The 16,404-nt window shown below is 67.0% G+C and carries 17 protein-coding genes and 12 tRNA genes; 5 read left to right on the top strand and 24 right to left on the bottom strand.

The genetic code is table 11. The features are described 5' to 3' along the window. Window positions 1-6: 6 nt before the first annotated feature. Entirely contained in the window at window positions 7-1,647 is a 1,641-nt protein-coding gene (istA, locus tag JOF43_RS18425) for an IS21 family transposase (protein ID WP_209904493.1), read from the top strand. Window positions 1,648-1,657: 10 nt separating this feature from the next. Continuing rightward, the gene (istB, locus tag JOF43_RS18430) at window positions 1,658-2,437 is read left to right on the top strand and encodes an IS21-like element helper ATPase IstB (RefSeq protein ID WP_209904495.1); all 780 of its coding nucleotides are present in this window, start codon (window positions 1,658-1,660) and stop codon (window positions 2,435-2,437) included. Between the two features lie 269 nt (window positions 2,438-2,706). Here the strand turns inward: istB and JOF43_RS18435 are convergent. The 17 genes from JOF43_RS18435 to JOF43_RS18515 form a co-directional block, all read right to left on the bottom strand. Next, window positions 2,707-2,780, bottom strand: a tRNA-Asp gene (locus tag JOF43_RS18435). A gap of 238 nt (window positions 2,781-3,018) precedes the next feature. Next, window positions 3,019-3,091 (bottom strand) — tRNA-His (locus JOF43_RS18440). Between the two features lie 29 nt (window positions 3,092-3,120). After that, a tRNA-Pro gene (locus tag JOF43_RS18445) sits at window positions 3,121-3,193 on the bottom strand. 137 nt (window positions 3,194-3,330) lie between these two features. Further along, window positions 3,331-3,403, bottom strand: a tRNA-Arg gene (locus tag JOF43_RS18450). A 154-nt stretch (window positions 3,404-3,557) separates the two neighbouring features. Next, window positions 3,558-3,629: transfer RNA gene (locus JOF43_RS18455), tRNA-Phe, on the bottom strand. A 32-nt stretch (window positions 3,630-3,661) separates the two neighbouring features. Then, window positions 3,662-3,735, bottom strand: a tRNA-Glu gene (locus JOF43_RS18460). Between the two features lie 24 nt (window positions 3,736-3,759). After that, window positions 3,760-3,832, bottom strand: a tRNA-Ala gene (locus JOF43_RS18465). A 43-nt stretch (window positions 3,833-3,875) separates the two neighbouring features. Further along, window positions 3,876-3,947 (bottom strand) — tRNA-Arg (locus tag JOF43_RS18470). 10 nt (window positions 3,948-3,957) lie between these two features. Beyond that, entirely contained in the window at window positions 3,958-4,134 is a 177-nt protein-coding gene (locus JOF43_RS18475; RefSeq protein ID WP_209904497.1) for a hypothetical protein, read from the bottom strand. Between the two features lie 36 nt (window positions 4,135-4,170). Beyond that, window positions 4,171-4,243, bottom strand: a tRNA-Gly gene (locus JOF43_RS18480). Between the two features lie 153 nt (window positions 4,244-4,396). Continuing rightward, a tRNA-Lys gene (locus JOF43_RS18485) sits at window positions 4,397-4,468 on the bottom strand. Between the two features lies 1 nt (window position 4,469). Beyond that, a tRNA-Val gene (locus JOF43_RS18490) sits at window positions 4,470-4,543 on the bottom strand. A gap of 130 nt (window positions 4,544-4,673) precedes the next feature. Further along, window positions 4,674-4,755: transfer RNA gene (locus JOF43_RS18495), tRNA-Tyr, on the bottom strand. 297 nt (window positions 4,756-5,052) lie between these two features. Further along, window positions 5,053-5,217 carry a hypothetical protein gene (locus tag JOF43_RS18500; RefSeq protein WP_209904499.1) on the bottom strand — a complete coding sequence of 55 codons (165 nt, stop codon included), beginning with the start codon at window positions 5,215-5,217 and terminating at the stop codon, window positions 5,053-5,055. Between the two features lie 260 nt (window positions 5,218-5,477). Then, the gene (locus JOF43_RS18505; protein ID WP_209905391.1) at window positions 5,478-6,464 is read right to left on the bottom strand and encodes an IS481 family transposase; all 987 of its coding nucleotides are present in this window, start codon (window positions 6,462-6,464) and stop codon (window positions 5,478-5,480) included. Window positions 6,465-6,540: 76 nt separating this feature from the next. Next, the gene (locus JOF43_RS18510; protein WP_209904501.1) at window positions 6,541-6,873 is read right to left on the bottom strand and encodes a TfoX/Sxy family protein; all 333 of its coding nucleotides are present in this window, start codon (window positions 6,871-6,873) and stop codon (window positions 6,541-6,543) included. Further along, complete coding sequence (locus tag JOF43_RS18515; RefSeq protein ID WP_166813949.1) at window positions 6,870-7,256, bottom strand: hypothetical protein; 387 nt, start codon at window positions 7,254-7,256, stop codon at window positions 6,870-6,872. The genes JOF43_RS18510 and JOF43_RS18515 overlap by 4 nt, the downstream gene beginning before the upstream one ends. Between JOF43_RS18515 and JOF43_RS18520 the strand changes: the two genes are divergently transcribed. Beyond that, window positions 7,255-7,995, top strand: a complete 741-nt coding sequence (locus JOF43_RS18520) for a winged helix-turn-helix transcriptional regulator (protein WP_245354610.1) — start codon at window positions 7,255-7,257, stop codon at window positions 7,993-7,995. The two genes, JOF43_RS18515 and JOF43_RS18520, sit on opposite strands and share 2 nt — an antisense overlap. On the opposite strand, the gene JOF43_RS18525 is transcribed toward JOF43_RS18520, so the two are convergent. The 5 genes from JOF43_RS18525 to JOF43_RS18540 form a co-directional block, all read right to left on the bottom strand. After that, window positions 7,948-8,502, bottom strand: a complete 555-nt coding sequence (locus tag JOF43_RS18525) for a hypothetical protein (protein WP_209904502.1) — start codon at window positions 8,500-8,502, stop codon at window positions 7,948-7,950. The two genes, JOF43_RS18520 and JOF43_RS18525, sit on opposite strands and share 48 nt — an antisense overlap. Window positions 8,503-8,576: 74 nt before the next feature. Continuing rightward, the gene (locus JOF43_RS18530) at window positions 8,577-9,527 is read right to left on the bottom strand and encodes a hypothetical protein (RefSeq protein WP_209904504.1); all 951 of its coding nucleotides are present in this window, start codon (window positions 9,525-9,527) and stop codon (window positions 8,577-8,579) included. A gap of 1 nt (window position 9,528) precedes the next feature. After that, complete coding sequence (locus tag JOF43_RS18535; RefSeq protein WP_209904506.1) at window positions 9,529-10,482, bottom strand: hypothetical protein; 954 nt, start codon at window positions 10,480-10,482, stop codon at window positions 9,529-9,531. A gap of 52 nt (window positions 10,483-10,534) precedes the next feature. Beyond that, the gene (locus JOF43_RS23060) at window positions 10,535-10,669 is read right to left on the bottom strand and encodes a hypothetical protein (RefSeq protein WP_281065139.1); all 135 of its coding nucleotides are present in this window, start codon (window positions 10,667-10,669) and stop codon (window positions 10,535-10,537) included. A 499-nt stretch (window positions 10,670-11,168) separates the two neighbouring features. After that, entirely contained in the window at window positions 11,169-12,110 is a 942-nt protein-coding gene (locus JOF43_RS18540; RefSeq protein ID WP_209904507.1) for a GlxA family transcriptional regulator, read from the bottom strand. A 107-nt stretch (window positions 12,111-12,217) separates the two neighbouring features. On the opposite strand from JOF43_RS18540, the gene JOF43_RS18545 reads away from it, so the two are divergent. Together JOF43_RS18545 and JOF43_RS18550 are read left to right on the top strand one after the other, a co-directional pair. Further along, complete coding sequence (locus JOF43_RS18545) at window positions 12,218-12,529, top strand: putative quinol monooxygenase (protein WP_033107114.1); 312 nt, start codon at window positions 12,218-12,220, stop codon at window positions 12,527-12,529. A 991-nt stretch (window positions 12,530-13,520) separates the two neighbouring features. Further along, window positions 13,521-14,846 carry an ISL3-like element ISPfr2 family transposase gene (locus JOF43_RS18550; protein WP_209904509.1) on the top strand — a complete coding sequence of 442 codons (1,326 nt, stop codon included), beginning with the start codon at window positions 13,521-13,523 and terminating at the stop codon, window positions 14,844-14,846. Here the strand turns inward: JOF43_RS18550 and JOF43_RS18555 are convergent. Further along, entirely contained in the window at window positions 14,777-15,646 is an 870-nt protein-coding gene (locus JOF43_RS18555; RefSeq protein ID WP_209904511.1) for a hypothetical protein, read from the bottom strand. The two genes, JOF43_RS18550 and JOF43_RS18555, sit on opposite strands and share 70 nt — an antisense overlap. Before the next feature lie 199 nt (window positions 15,647-15,845). Further along, window positions 15,846-16,403, bottom strand: coding sequence for a hypothetical protein (locus JOF43_RS18560; protein ID WP_209904513.1), 558 nt, complete (start codon window positions 16,401-16,403; stop codon window positions 15,846-15,848). Between the last annotated feature and the right edge of the window lies 1 nt (window position 16,404).

Consider the following 16,404-nt stretch of genomic DNA (forward strand, 5'->3'; position numbering starts at 1 on the left):
GACGTCATGGCGCGTGAAGCACGAACGCCCCGTGTCGACCTCTATGCAGCAATTCGACGTGATGCCAAGGAGGGCCTGTCGAAACGGGCACTGCAACGCAAGCACGGAGTCGGGTACCGCACAGTAGCGGCAGCCTTGGCCTCGGCATGGCCCAAGGAGCCCAAGCCGCCACCGAAGAGGGGGTCGCGGCTCGACCCCTACCGGTCAGTGATCGACGGCTGGCTCCGCGATGACCTGGACGCGCCGAGGAAGCAGCGACATACCGCAAAGCGCATCTTCGGCCGGCTCCTCGACGAGCACGACGCCATTGGAGTGGTGTCGTACGGGATGGTGCGTGACTACGTCGCGACCCGTCGCCGCGAGATCCGTATCGAAACCGGGCGGGAGCCCGTCACCACGTTCATCCCGCAGACCCACCTGCCCGGCCGCGAGGGCGAGGTTGACTTCGGCGAGGTCGTCGTACGGCTGCGCGGAAAGCTGGTGACCTGCACGCTGTTCAGCCTGCGACTGTCCTACTCTGGGAAGGCCGTCCACAGGATCAGCGCCTCGGCCGGGCAGGAGGCGTTCTTCGAAGGCCACGTACACGCCTTCCGTGTCCTGGGCGGGGTGCCGACCGGGAAGATCCGTTACGACAACCTGAAAGCCGCCGTCGCGTCCGTGATCGGGTTCTCCCGTCAGCGGGTCGAGGCGGATCGGTGGACCGCGTTCCGCTCCCACTACGGGATCGAGGCGTTCTACTGCCAGCCAGGGATCACCGGCGCGCACGAGAAGGGCGGCGTCGAGGGCGACATCGGCTGGTTTCGCCGCAACCACCTCGTCCCCATCCCAGAAGCCGACTCCATCGAGCAGCTCAACGCCATGCTCGACGCCTGGGACCGCAGCGACGAGCAACGCAGGATCGCCTCACGCGCGCACACCATCGGCGAGCACTTCGCAGCCGAGCAACCACTCCTCGCTGCGCTCCCGACCGAGCCGTTCGAGACCGGCCGATGGTTCACCCCGCGGGTCGACAGGTTCGCTCAGGTGAGCGTCCGGATGAACAAGTACTCCGCGCCAGCCCGCTACGTCGGTCGCCAAATCAGGGTCCTGCTACATGCCAGCGAGCTGGTCGTCTACGACGGCCACAAGGAGGTGGCGCGCCACGAGCGGCTGATGACCAAGGGCGGTGTCCAGCTCGACCTGGACCACTACCTCGAGGTCCTCCTCCGCAAACCCGGAGCGCTCCCCGGAGCCACCGCCCTCGAGCAAGCCCGGAAGACCGGCCGGTTCACCCCAATACATGACGAGTGGTGGGCCGCGGCCTGCAAGACCCATGGCGATGCCGAGGGCACCCGCGCCCTGATCGAGGTCCTGCTCCTGCACCGACACCTCGCGCACGAGCATGTCGTCGCCGGGCTAACCGCCGCCCTGCGAGCCGGTGGGCACACAGCCGACGTCGTCGCGCTCGAAGCGCGTAAGGCCGAAGACCAAACCCGCGACAACAGCGGCGCGCCCGACTCCGCGGTCTCCCCTCGAAGCGACCCCACCGTGATCGCCTCGCTCACCGAACGGCGACTACGCAAGCCCTTGCCCGTCGATACCCGCCCGCCGCCGACCGTCGACCAGTACGACCAGCTGCTACGACGCCGATCTCGCGCCCAGGAGTGAAGGAGCCCCCATGACCCGCCGCCGAGGCATGACTGAAGAAGCCGCCGATGCTTCCATCGACCAGGCGTGCCGCATGCTGCGGCTGCCGACCATCCGACAAGGCTTTGCCGACGGCGCAGACCGGGCGGCGGCCGAGCAGATGTCCTACCGCGGGTTCCTCGCAGAGCTCCTCCTGGCCGAGTGCGACGACCGGGCTCTCCGCCGCTCCGAGCGACGGATCAAGGCCGCGAAGTTCCCCCGAGAGAAGTCCCTGCGGGCCTTTGAATTCGACGCCAACCCCAACATCGACCCCGCCACCATCCACACCCTCGCCAAGTGCGACTGGGTCAAGAAGGGCCAACCCCTTTGCCTCATCGGCGACTCCGGTACCGGCAAGTCCCACCTGCTCTTCGCACTCGGCACCGAGGCCACCATGGCCGGCTATCGGGTCAAGTACACCCTCGCCACGAAGCTCGCCAACGAGCTCGTCGAGGCCGCCGACGAGAAGACCCTGTCGAAAACAATCGCCCGCTACGGACGCGTCGACCTGCTATGCGTCGACGAGCTCGGCTACATGCAGCTCGACCGACGAGGTGCCGAACTATTGTTCCAGGTCCTCACCGAACGCGAGGAGAAGGCATCTGTCGCGATCGCGTCCAACGAGTCCTTCTCCGGGTGGACCAAGACGTTCACCGAACCGCGGCTCTGCGCCGCCATCGTCGACCGCCTCACCTTCGGCGGCACCATCATCGAAACCGGGACAGACTCCTACCGACTCGCCCACACCAACCGGCGACTCGCCCAGCAGTAACACGGGTCGCGAAGTGGTGTCGAACGAAGCCGACACTCCTACCCCATTCGGTGCCCAGGTGGTGTCGAGCGAGACCGACAAACGGTGTCAGGCGAAACCGTCATAGCCAGCTGCACGCTCCATCGTGCTGCCGAGGCGAGCCAGCGCCGTCGCGCAGGCATCAAGCCGGGGTGCTTCCAGGCCCGCGCGAGCACGGGCCTACGCCACCGGGGAGCGACTCCGTGCCCCGTCGGGCGTGGTGGCGGTCCGGGAACGATCCGGGCACCGAGCGACCACGACCGGTTTCGAACCGGCTACCTCCGCCGTGACAGGGCGGTGCTCTGACCAACTGAGCTACGCGGCCATACATAGCGCTCATTACGCGATGCAGGCCTCTTCGGCCTGATGCGGTCGTCCTTGTTGCGCTGCTTGCCCTGCGCCGATCTCAGGCCCACAACGCCGAGGTGTCCCTCGACGGCGGAGTCTCGAGCGCAAGGATGACTGAACCCGTCAAGCGGATGTCTCCACGCGTCCACGCGAGTGGTAGGCAACCACCTACGTCCTGCGCCCGTGCCGTCCGTACGCGACGGTGGAACGCCGAGGGTGTTCGACGGGGATCGAACCCGCGACCTCCCGGATCACAACCGGGGGCTCCACCTGTTGAGCTACGAACACCAGGTCCAGCACCAGGTAGTGCCGGATCGTCGGAGTGGCAGGGCTCGAACCTGCGACCTCGAGGTCCCGAACCCCGCGCGCTCCCTACTGCGCCACACTCCGCGAGCCGGAGCGCGGCGGACACCACTACTCCAACAGCCCTGTCCACGGCGGCAACCACCACCGCGCCAACCCCGTTCAAGGAGGCGGTACGGGCCAGGGAGCCCGCTGCCGGCGACGTGTCCGCATCGCCGACCAGGCGCGCCGGGCGGGGATCGAACCCGCGACTTCCTGCTCCGGAGGCAGGCGCTCTGTCCGCTGAGCTACCAGCGCAACACCGCCTAGGTCCCGAACGACCCGGCGGCACGACGTTGATCGACGGGACGCTCCCGTCCAGGGGGTCGAGGCGAGGTCCCACCCGGCCACCTCGGAGACTCCGTCTCCTACGCCCGCTGTCCCCGCGTTCGGAACGGGGACGGACGTCGCGTGGTCCCGGACGGGATCGAACCGCCGCACCCTGGGCTTCAACCAGGTGCTCTGCCGACTGAGCTACAAGACCATCGACGGTGCCGCGTCAGGGCGGACGCCGAGTACCGCATGCCGGGATCGAACCGGCGATCTCCACCGTGAGAGGGTGGCGAGTTGACCGACTACTCCAATGCGGCTAGATCCGGCCAGCGCCGGATACGTGGAGGAACGGGGAATCGAACCCCGGACATCCTGCTTGCAAGGCAGGTGCTCTACCGACTGAGCTACACCCCCGGAATGCCCGTTCCGGCTCTCGCCGCGGTGGGTCTGTCCGTCGCGCGCCAGGAGGGACTCGAACCCCCGCCACCCGGTTCCGTAGACCGGTGCTCTTCCGCTGAGCTACAAGCGCATCATGCGCGTCACCCGCGCATCTGGTCGTTGATCGCGGCACGCCGCTTCGCGCCCCGGTCCCGGCGACGCTTCGTGCGCCGGTCACCATGAACCCCGGCGGCGCCGGAGCGCGCCCGCTCGATCATGGAGCGGTGCAGGTCCGGGTTCTCGTGCCGGTGTGGATTCTTCGCCACGCTCTTCGCCATGCGTGTGCTCCTTCCTGATCGTGTCGGATCCCATCGAGCGGATGACCGGGATCGAACCGGCGACCTGCACCATGGCAAGGTGCCGCGCTACCTGCTGCGCTACATCCGCAAGGGCGGCAGTGCCCACCAGGACGCGCCCATCGCGCTTCGAGGAATCGAACCCCGCCCGCCGCGCTAGTCCGCTACTCCTTGGAGCACGCCTCCAGTTGGAAGCCGATGGGACGGTGCCGCGGATTCGTACTCCGTCCGCGGTCGCGGATCGTGCCTCGTCGAGGATTCGAACCCCGGGCCTGCCGATTAAGAGTCGGAAGCTCTGCCGCTGAGCTAACGAGGCGTGGTCGTCGCCGGACTCGAACCGGAGACCTCCTCGGTGTGAACGAGGCGCTCTGACCAACTGAGCTAGACGACCGCGGGCCACCCCACCGCAACGCAGTCAGGTGTGCCCATCGCCGTGACGTGGCGAGACCGGCATGCTCGACGTCGCCCCCTGTGCGCACAAGAGGCCGTGCCGTTCTGGATGTCCCGCATGCGGGGACCCGTGAGAGCGGAGGGATTCGAACCCCCTGACCCGAAGGACCTGGATTACAGCCAGGCGCGATTCGCCATCTTCGCAGCGCTCCCGTGCACCCCGCCGCTTCACCACGTCGACCGGGCGGCCTCGGTTCGGTCGACCGGGACGATCCGGCCCTACCGCACTGTGTACGGCGGGGCCAGCTGCGCGACGGGCGGCGTGGTGCCGCGCTGGGTCGCGCATGGAATGTCTCTGTGAAGTTCTCAAGTACCCGGCGCACTCGGCCTTGTGGCCCGGCGCTGACTGCCCACCCAGTGGGCGGGCGTTACTTCTCGTGGGACGGGCCCGTCGAGGAGTAGTGGTGGATCGACCCGTGAGTGGGTCTCGGCTGACGAGGGAGGTGGAGCTCAGCGGCTCGAAATCGCGAGTAGGGGTCGCTGATACGCGGCCTGCGCGGCGTGCTTGCCGCCTCTCGGATTGCTCTCCGGTTGGTCGCCAAGACCCGGGCATGAGAAGGAGCGCCGCCACGACGAGGTCGCGGTGCGCGTGGTGGACGCCAGCGAGAGCTTCATGACTGCCTCCTTCCGATCCGGTCCTTGAGAACGTTCGCGCCCACTGTAGAGACGGGCACGGACAGACGCCACAGCTTTCCGTGGCACCAGAGGTAGTGGGCGGGGGGTGCCCAACCTGTCGCGAAAGGCATCACCGCAGGCCAGCGCGGCGGATTCGGACGAAAACGCCGCTCACAGTCGGTCCTTCTGCGCATCGAGATCCCCAACGAAGGGAGCGTTACTCGGACGTATCGCCCCGGACAGTCGCGCCGCATCGGTCGCTAGGTGTACTGACCGGGGACGTTGATCAATCGTGAGAAGGGCGGCTGGCCTCCGCAGGCGGTGTGTGGTCGGTGCTGGTTGTACTCGTGGAGCCAGTCGGGGAGGGCATCGCGGCGTTCGTTCTCGCTCGTGTAGCAGCGCGCATACGCCCAGCCGTCGGCCATGGTGCGGTGGAATCGCTCGACCTTGCCGTTGGTCTGTGGGCGGTATGGCCGCGTTCGCTTCGGAGTGATCGATAGAGCCTCGCACGTGTCTCGCCACAGGTGAGAACGGTACGCACCACCGTTATCGGACAAGATGCGCTCAATAGCGACCCCTCGGTCGGCGAACCACTCGACCGCTCGATGCAGGACTCCGACGGCGGTGACAGCGGATTCGTCGTTGTGAACCTCGGTGTAGGCGACGCGCGAGTGGTCATCGATGATGGTGTGCACGAACGCATACCCGAGCTTGGGGTTGCGCCACTTGTTCTTCGGCTTGCCGGGAGTGACGGCACGATTCCTCGATCCTTGACGTCGCCCGACGTATCGCCAGCCTCCACCGTCGGGGATGTTCCCGAGCTTCTTGACGTCCACGTGCACGAGCGAGCCAGGGTGGTCGTGTTCGTATCGGCGGATCGGCTCGCCGGTGGCACGGTCGACGTAGGAAAGTCGATTCATGCGCGCGGTCGTGAGGATGCGGTGGACCGTGGCCGGGGCGATGCCGAGTCGGGCTGCGAGCTGAACAGGCCCTTCCCTCAGGCGCATTCGTAGGCTCACGCACCGTTTTGTCGTCTTCTTGCTCGTCTTGTTCGGCGAAGACTTCGGCCGTGACGACCGGTCCTGCATCGGCTCGCCAGCAAGGTAGCGGTCGACCCACCGCTTCACGGTTGGCCACGACACCTGGAAGCGGGCAGCGACTTCGCTGATCGGCCATCCTTCCTCGATGACGAGGCGTGCGACTCGTAGACGATGACGTGGGGTCAGCGCGGCATTGCGATGACTCAAAGTGGCTCCTGAGATAGATCGGTGGCCGGCCGCGTTTGCGACCGGCCACCGGATGATGGAGTTGGAGTAGAGATCTCTACTCGGCGCCTTGCGCTGCATGGAAGGTGAGTGCTGGCTCGAGCCAGGACTCGAGCCCAGGTCCCTGGAGTGCGGCCTGCTCGACGCTGATCCAGCCGTCGCCCATGGGGCGGTCTGCGCCCATGAGCGCAGGGTGAGCACCAGGGCGGGCGAGTAGGTCTTCCGCGTCAGTGGGGTCGATGCGTAGCAGGAGTGTCCCTTCCCGACGGGCGGCGACGACCATCCGGTCCTCGACCATGAACGACACTCCCCCGAACATCGACACCTCACGAGGGTTGCGAGCTCTTAGCGCGTCACGAACTCGCTCGACCAGGTCCTTCTGTGCTGTCATCGTCCACCCTTCTCGATGTACTCGGGGCCGCTGTAGTGAAGGTTCAAGGACGCGATGCGTCCGCCGTCGAAGGTGAAGAACTCCGCGAAGGTCATGGGACCGCCGGGCATGGTCGCCGTGTAGAGCACGGCGGAGCCGTTAGGGCCGTGCACGTCGTGGATGATCTCGATCTGCTTGACCGTCGCAATGAAACCGGCAACCCCGCCCAGGAAGCCATCGGTGGCGTCGGGGAGGTGTCCAGCGAGGGAGCCCGTGAAGTCGAGGTGGTCACCCAGCAGAGGCCGTAGGTCAGCCCCATCCTGGTAACTGTCGATGCCGGACTCGAGGATCCGGTAGTAGTCCTTGAGGGTCTGAGGTGCGGCAGAAGACAGGGTGGCGGGCATGGCTCTCCTTGGTGTGAGAATGGTGCTTGATACTTTCAAGCAGGCACTTGATAAAGTCAAGGGGGTTCAGGTGAAGTCCTACGGACAGCTCTGCTCGATCGCTCGCGCCCTGGATGTCGTCGGTGACCGGTGGACTCTCCTGATCGTGCGTGAGCTGCTGATCGGGGGCGCATTGCGCTTTGGCGAAGTCCAGCGCGGCCTGCCTGGCATCGCGACGAACCTGCTCACCCAGCGTCTGCGGGACCTCGAGACCAACGGTGTCGTCGCCCGCGAGCCCGCCCCAGGAACCCCGGGCACGCCAACGTATCGGCTTACCGAGCGTGGCCGGGCCCTGGACGGAGTGCTGCGCGAGCTTCTGAAGTGGGGTGCACCGACGGTTCCAGACGCGCCGAGTGATGCGATCTTCCAGACGCACTGGCTCAGCCAACCGGCACGCTTCCTCCTCGCGGATCACAGACCGGACGAGCCACCGATCGTGATCCGGTTCGGCACCTTCGACGACGGCTTCGACCTCACCGCCGCCGACGGGACCATCACGGTGGGCCCTTGCCAGCGCGATGTCAGCCCCCTGGCGGGTGTTACAGGCCCCGGGCCGGCACTGGTTGCCCTCCTGCAAGGCGCAATGCCTCTGCCCGCCGCTATCGCGCAGGGCGTGGATGTCACCGGCGATGCCGCGGCCCTGACGCGAGTTCTACCAGCGCTGCGAGCGTCGACTAACGTCCCCGGTCAGTACAGCTAGGACCGCAACAGTGTCTGCGAACTTCCCGATGGGTCCATCCCACTGAGAGGCGAACTCCGAGTTCCCTATCAGGCATCCGGTGCGGATGTGCGAGCGGACCAGGAACTCCTCGACTTCGCCGAGCTTGGGCGGAGTCCCAGAGTCGAGCCGCTTCTTCACGACATCGATCGCTCCACCCTCCCACGCCTGATCCGTGATGGCAGCCTTCAGGCGCGACGCGTCGAACGGATCGGGGTCGAAACGCCAAGGGTGGTGAGACCCATGGTTCTCGACCAGCAGCGCGACGATGCCACTGCGGATGGCGGTCGTGGGGTCCTCTCGGCGATACGAGATCTCGTCGAGGACGCGCCTGCCCGACTTCGACGCGGACTGCCCGACGTAGAGGCAGTTCCCCTCGGGGTCCGTGATCGCGTACAGATTGCATTCCTTCGCGAGAGCGGGGACGAGCGGGATCCCCGCCGCCTCCGCGGTCTTGATGAGCTCGTCGACGGTCATGAGCTTGACCATGGTTCTCCTCCTGGCTGTGTCTTCGAGACCGCGGTGTTGCGGCCTCTCTTTGAAACTAGCCCGAAGGGTCTGCGTTACCGGATCCACTCCTCGTGCAGCTCTTCGTTGCTGCGTTCGATCCAGCGACACAGCTGGTAGGACTCGAATCGCTCGCCGTCACTGCCGTGGCGAGCCGAGGCCGGCGTGACCTTGTCGAGCTCGTCGAGGGCGGCGCCGGCGGAGCAGTGGCCGTACTCGGACAGGCGCTTCATCTGGTCACTGCTCTCGGCGAGGTGGCCGGCGTACCTGCGCACGTTCAGGTCGGTGGGCATCTCGACCTCGGCCTCATCGCGGAACTGGGCGGACGCCGCGATGTCGTTGTCGAGGTCGACGGCGGTTCGTTGACCATCGATCAGTGCCGCGGAACCGTACAGGGTCGGGGCGTTCACCATGGCGGTGTCCTCCATCCGCTCCCGGAAGATCCGCCCGAGGTGCTCGTGCCCGAACGTGCCGGCGTCCGCCTCATTGGCGAAGGTGACCGGCCCCTTCTCGTCGTTCCACGCCCGGTCGTGCATCTGCTCCTCGGTGCTCATGCCGTCCTGGCGGTACTCCCAGCTCAGGTGCGGACGCTCGGCGTCGTAGCTGATGTCGGCGTCGGGGTACCGCTCGCGCAGGATCTGGTCGAGGACGACGGTGCCGCGATGGATCCGCTCGGACTCCTCGGTGGTCATGTCGGCGTCGTCCAGATCGGACAGGCCCATGAGATCGGTGTCGGGGACGTCCAGGCCGACCTCGGCGACCGCCTGTCCGGATCCCTCGTCGTGCCAGGCGCTGAAGTCGGCATCGAACCCCTCGAGGCCGAAGTCCTGGATTCCGGCGGAGTCGCGGTCATCGAGGATCGGCCTCTCGAAGCCGGGCGAGTGGGGGAGCGCGTCGATGATCTCCTGGTCGGTGGCGATGGGGACATCGGCCTCGGAGCGGCCGACCGGGGCGAACTGCCCGCCGTTGCCGCTCATGCCGACTTCGTTCCTGCGCTTGCTGGCCATGTCAGAACTCCTTCGGGGTGCAGCGGTAGGTGTAGGCGTGATCGGTGGCCCGCTGGATGCCGTCCAGCTCGGGGTCCTCGTGAGCGTCAGGGGTGAGGCCGGCAACGATTGCCTCGTCGCGATCGGCGTCCAACCAAGCGAGGTACTCACGCTCGTTCTGGATCTCCGGTTCCTCGTACCAGTCCATCTGCTGCCCGCCAGCGTCGTAGAACACCGGGTAGGCGGATAGCAGCGACGAGGTCTCAGGGTCATCGTCGCCGGGGAACGCGACATAGGTCGCTCCGTTGCGTTCCCCGAGATCACGCAGCCCATTGATGGCTTCCCGTGCTTCGTCCTCGGCGGCGGTTCGGTACAGCTCGAACGTGACACGGGCGCGAGTGCGAGCAGGTGATTCGCGCACCGAGCGGGAGGACTCGACGAGGTCGTCCATTGCAGCGTTGATTCTGCGTCCAGCAGTCTCCCTCTTGGCCGCGTCCCAGACGCCCCGTTCCGCATCGAGGCTCCACATCCCAGCGAGCGGGTGGTTGTCGAAAGCTCGGTCGATGGCATCGACGTCGTTGCCCATGGGAGTGATCGACACGCTGTAGACCACGTCGTCCCAGGGCTGGATATCGTGGTGCACGTCCTCGATGTGCGCGTCGGCTTCCGGGTGGTTGAGGTTGATCTGCCGGCACAGCAGATCAGGATCGATCCCGGCCTCTTCGAAGGAATCGGTGATGACCCGGCTCTTGCCCGAGACGCGCAGCTCGCCGTCGGACAGTCGGGTTGCCTTGAGGTCGAACACGTCGTGCAGCTGGCGGACACGATCGAGACCCTCGGGCAGGGCGACTTCGCGGGAAGGGGAGTCCTCGGGGACCGCCACGTCGGCGTCGGCGCGGACAACGGTCCCGAACTCGCCGCGATTGCCCCGCTCTCCGGTGTCCCGCTTGCGAACCTTCGGTGCCGTGCTGGTCATCGCACATCCCTTCTCTCGTCGGCTCCCCATCACTTGGTGAAGTGGGCGGGCTTCAGTCGGCGCGGGACGCGGACCGTCCGTCGATCCACTCCACGTGGTCGTAGAAACGACGGTTGAAGTAGTCGACCTGCGAGTTGGAGGTGTCGCGGTTGTAGGAGTTCACGACCCGCTCAATGCGCTCACGCACGATCGAGTCCGAGGGCTTCTCCAGCGCCACCTCTTCGAGCTCGCCGAATACCCACTGGCGGCCGCGGAAATGCGGGTTGTGGCCCTCGGGCGGCTGGATGAAGACGGCTCTTCCCAGATGAGGGTGTAGGTCGGCCGGGCGCGTCGGTCCGCAGATAGACGTCGAGGTCTCCCGACGATGGAGGTTCCTACGCCATCCATCCGAAAGACCTCGACGTGACCGACGCTACCCCGCCGGCCGGCCTCGGCCGCCCTGACCTGACCGCCTTCGCGTCTCATCCCAGTCGACCCTGATCGAGTCTGCTGACCCCCTCGACGAGAACGCAGCGACATCACAGCCACCCAACCCCGACCGGCCGGGAAGCCGGGACACGTCACATGACCTGTGCTGCGGGCGTGTCGAGTGGGTCGTCCAGGGGCGACGCAGGAGCGTCGACGCGACGTGCTGAGAGGTGGTTCCAACCGGGCGCTAGGACACCGGCTACAGGCATGGCGATAGGTCAGGAACGGCGTCGCTCCCTGCGCAGGAGGGAGCGCAGAGTCTCGGCGTTCGCGTAGCCGACCCGTAGCGCGATCTCGGCGGAGGTGAAGTCCGTGGTTGCTGAGAGGTGCCGAGCTCGTTCGATGCGAAGCCGTTGGACGAAGCCGAGCGGAGTGAGGTTGAGCGCCGCACGGACTCGTCGTTCGAGGGTGCGCCGGCTGGTGCCGAGCGACTGCGCGACGAAGGCGACGTTGAACGGTTCGTCCAGGCGGGCGCGCACGAAGCGTTCGAACTCGACGACGATCGGGTCCTCGTGCCGGAGATGTTCGTAGGCGACGAAGGCCGCCTGCGACGGACGCTCGTCGATGATGAGAAGCTTGGCGACATGTTGGGCCAGGTCGGGGCTGATCGATCGCACGAGTGAGAGCGCGAGGTCGATGTGGGCGAACGCGGCGCCGGCGGTGACGAGGTTCCCGTCGACCACGACCATGGTGTCGAGATCGAGGGCGACGGTCGGATAGCGCTTCCGGAACTCCGGCCCCAGGAACCAGCTGGTCGTCGCCCTCCGATGATGCATCCGTCCGGTCTCGGCGACAGCGAACACGCCGGTGCACGCCGCGGCGATCCGGGTGGTCGCCTCGTCGAGGCGCCCGAGCGAGGCGATGACCGAACGAGCATCTCGGCTCTGGAGAACGTCGTTGGTAGCGGCGGCCGTAAGGGTTCCAAGCGCAGGGACGACGACCACGTCGAACTCTCCGGACTCCGACAGCGGGTGGTCCACCGACAGGGTCATCGATGCCGTCGTGGTCACTCGCCGTTTCGGTCCGAGGATGGCGAGTTCGATCGGGTCGATCCGCGGGTCGACATCGCCGCGGGCTCCGTCGGCCACCCGCACGATGTCGATGATCGACGCGATAGCCGAACCGAGGCAGCCGTCGATCGCGATCAGTCCGATACGCATGACGTAAACAATAGCAATACTGCCGTATACGCCACTCCCCACCGGCCCTCGCTCGTCATACGCTGAACTCGTCCCACGAAGAACCCCGACGTCAAGGAGAGTCCCTCATGTCCACACCCGCATCACTTCCGTATGCCTTCGTCGCCAAGATCGTCGCGGCCGATGGACAGCACGACGCGGTCGCCGATCTGCTCGCCGGCGCTGTCGCACTCGCCAACGAAGAAGTAGGAACGATTGTCTGGTTCGCGGTCAGGACCCACGCCGACACCTTCTGGATCTTCGATGCATTCCCCGACGAAGCCGCTCGCGACGCCCACGCCAACGGCGCCATCGTCGCAGCCCTGATGGCCAACCAGCACCTCCTCGGCGCAGCACCCGAGATCCTGGCGGCCGACGTCCTCGCGTCCAAGCTCCCGTAGTCCGCCAACGCACGAGACGATCGCGCCCCGCCGAGCCGTCGGACCCGACCGCCTCGACACCCGCACCACGTTGACGATCCCCGACGGGCCGATCACGAGGGGGGCCAGGCAACACCAGGCGCAAGCCTGGAGCGGCACTGGTTCACCGGTGGTCATCGAGAGAGCCAGCGCGGTTCCATGGCAGCGCAACTGTGTCAACTTGCCCTCCGTCCCGCTAGGCGCCGTGGGCGGGTCTTGGTTGCGATCCGTTGCCGTGACGGGAGACGCGTTGCGCGTCGCAGCGATGACGGGTCGTTGGCGTTCCGGGGCGTTGCGTTCGTGCGCGTCGCCCGTGCGGCATGGAACATCTCGCTGCGCACACAACGATCGCTGCGCCGACGCACCGTTGACACCTCGCACGTCCAGGTCGCGACACAACGCCACGCCGCGTTGCCGAGCGGAGCGAGGCCTATCGGCACACGGACAGGATGCCGGCCGCGAGCGCTCAGCCGGCGAGGGGTCCGTCGCAGAGGAGAGCGACGTCGGTGTCGGGCAGAGCCGTGAGGCCAGCGCATCGCGCGACCACCAGAACCGAACCGCCCCTGCCCTGCGTTTCCGCAGGTCATGGGCTGTTCGCCAGAGCCGCCTGTCGGAATTGAACCGACGACCTAATCACGTCGGCTTTGCGTCTATCGCTTGATGCGCCCACTGGGCGAACGAGCTGCTGACCTGCGCAAACGCCGAGAGTGGGGGCGCCGCCATCCGGTGGTGACCGACGACGACCGACCAGTACCGACCGTTTCACCGGAGCTTGCGGCGGCGTCGAAGCCGAGCAAGCTCCATTCTTTTAGCTCACCGCGCCCTCCTCCTAGCCGGTCCCGTCGTCGTCGAAGACGTTTCAGGGGTCTTCTCAGATGACGGTGTAGGTCGGCCGGGCGCGTCGGTCCGCAGATAGACGTCGAGGTCTCCCGACGACGGAGGTTCCTACGCCATCCATCCGAAAGACCTCGACGTGTCCGACGCTACCCCGCCGGCCGGCTTCGGCCGCCCTGACCTGACCGCCTTCGCTCGACTCGACGGCCTCGGTCTGAGCGTGACCGGGCAACGACTTGAACCGGATCGTGCGGTCCTCGTGTGCCGCGTGGTGGAACCAGATCAGTGGTGCCGACGGTGCGGCAGCGAAGGCGCTGCTCGTGACACCGTGATCCGGCGGTTGGCCCACGAGCCGCTGGGCTGGCGACCGACCGTGCTGGAAGTTGTAGTGCGCCGCTACCGCTGTGCCGACTGCGGACACGTGTGGCGCCAAGACACCAGCGCCGCGGCGGAGCCACGCGCGAAGCTCTCGCGCACCGGGCTGCGGTGGGCGCTGGAAGGGATCGTGGTCGCACACCTCACCGTCGCCCGTGTCGCCGAGGGACTCGGGGTCGCGTGGGACACCGCCAACAACGCGGTCCTGGCTGAAGGCAAGCGGCTGCTGATCAACGACCCCACGCGGTTCGAGGGCGTGAAGGTCATTGGCGTCGATGAGCACGTCTGGCGCCACAGCAGGCGTGGCGATAAGTACGTCACCGTGATCATCGACCTCACCCCGGTCCGCGATGGCGCCGGCCCAGCAAGGCTGCTGGACATGGTCGAGGGCCGGTCGACGGCGGCGTTCAAGACCTGGCTCGCCGACCGCGACGACGCCTTCCGTGACGCGGTCGAGGTGGTCGCGATGGACGGCTTCACCGGGTTCAAGACCGCCGCTGCAGAGGAGATCCCGGACGCGGTCACGGTGATGGATCCCTTCCACGTCGTGCGCTTGGCCGGTGACGCCCTCGACAGGCGCCGGCGCCGGGTCCAACTCGCGATCCACGGGCACCGTGGGTTCAGGGACGACCCGCTCTACAAGTCGCGGCGCACGCTGCACACCGGCGCGGACCTGCTCACCGACAAGCAGAGCGACAGGCTACGCGCGCTGTTCGTTGATGACGCTCACGTCGAGGTCGAGGCGACCTGGGGTGTCTACCAGCGCATGATCGCCGCCTATCGCCACGAGGACCGGCAACGTGGCCGCGAGCTCATGGAGAAGCTGATCACCGACCTCAGCGCCGGCGTCCCCAAGGTGCTCACCGAGCTCACCACCCTGGGCCGGACCCTGAAGAAGCGAGCCGCTGACGTGCTCGCCTACTTCGAACGACCCGGCACCAGCAACGGGCCGACCGAGGCGCTCAACGGACGGCTCGAACACCTGCGCGGCTCCGCACTCGGGTTCCGCAACCTGACCAACTACATCGCCCGAAGCCTGCTCGAGACCGGCGGCTTCAGACCCCAACTTCTACACCCCCGATTGGGATGAGCCATGAAGACGTTGATGGATTGATGGGAGGCGCTGCTGCCCGCCTGGTTCACCCGCACCGAGTACTCAGCCGGGACGTAGCCCTCCTTTCGGGCACGCTGCAGGTCGGAGCGAATCTCCTTGGTCAGCGCCGCACCGTAGAGGCCTTCGGTGGCCTCGTAGTTCGAACCGAAGGTCCCTGCGTATATCGATCCGCCGTCGTCGGTCTCGCCCCCGCCGGTGAAGTCCCGGAGGCGTTCGGCCCCCTTCAGGCGCCCGGCCGTGTCCGCCTCCTGCAAGATGACCTCTCCCAGAAGCTTGCGGCGCGCGGGGTCGTCCTCACGCATGAACTCATCCCGCAGGGCATCCGCGGAGTCAGCTCTGTCGGCGTGCTTCACTCCGACCATGACCTGCATCAGGCGCAGGCGGGCGAGACCTCCGGGATGGGGCGCACCCGGCTCCCACGGTTCCTCGCGCTGCTGGATTTGGTCGTTGCGATGAGCGAGTTCCGTCGCCTCGTCGACGAGTTCACGGCGCTGGTGGGGCGCGAGGGTGCACCGGCCGATCAGCACGTCGGACACCAGCTCGGAGGTCGCCACTCGCTGGGGCGAAAGCTTCTCCCCACAGGCGCCGTAAGCTCCCGCCTCGGCTGACTCGATATACGTTCGGGCCCGATCAACGTCCTCGTCCTCGTGGATACGGGCCACAGCTAGGGCATGCTCGAGCTCCATGACCTGGCCGAGATCGATGCCACTGTGCTCTTCCACCGCTCTCAGCAGACGCATCTCCCGCTCAGACTCGGTCTCCGCGAAGTCCTCCACCTGCGATGGCTGGGGAAGCACACTCACCGTCGCCTCGGAGCGATTGATCGTGCCGAACTCGCCTCCATTGCCCTGCTCGCCGGTGTCCTTCTTCCTCGTCCGCAGCGTGCTGCGGCGCATGGGTACGACCTTGCCCACGGGGCCCTCCAGTGTCGACGGGATGCTCACCGGGGGAAGTGGGCGGGGCGCGCGGCCGCAGTCACCGGTCCTGGACCACGGGAAGACGCAGGCCGGCGTCGACGACGTTCGTGCTGCCGTCGGAGTAGACGACGCGGAGCCGGATCGAGGGGACCAGTCGCGGCGACGGCACCCACACGGTGCTGCCGCCGACGGGGATGCACCGCAGTCGCGACCCTTGTCGGGAGGTCTCGACGTGCGCGTTCGGAGGCAGGGGTTTCCCGCCGTCGACAGTGACAGCGGCAACGCCACCCGGGGTGCTGCTGGCCAGCTCCACTTCGCACCAGGGGTCGAGCTCGTGCTGCTCCGCCTCCGGGGTCACGGCACCCTGGACATCCAACTCGGCGATCGCGAAGCGGGTGCTCCCCGTCGAGGTGCGAACTTCAACGGTGACCGACCAGAGCCCCGCGCGGACGTGCCTCGGGGGAGTCACGGTGAGCGTGCCGTCGGGACTCAGATGCACCCAGCCCGGGGTGCCAGGCACAAGAGCGGGACGGTCGCCCGCTGCGAGCGTCGAACCGGGGACAACGGCGGCGGTGCCGGCACGCACCGTCGTGCGGGGGTAGTCGAGGGTCGGCACG

It is taken from the genome of Brachybacterium sacelli (assembly GCF_017876545.1).
Taxonomy (GTDB): Bacteria; Actinomycetota; Actinomycetes; order Actinomycetales; family Dermabacteraceae; genus Brachybacterium; species Brachybacterium sacelli.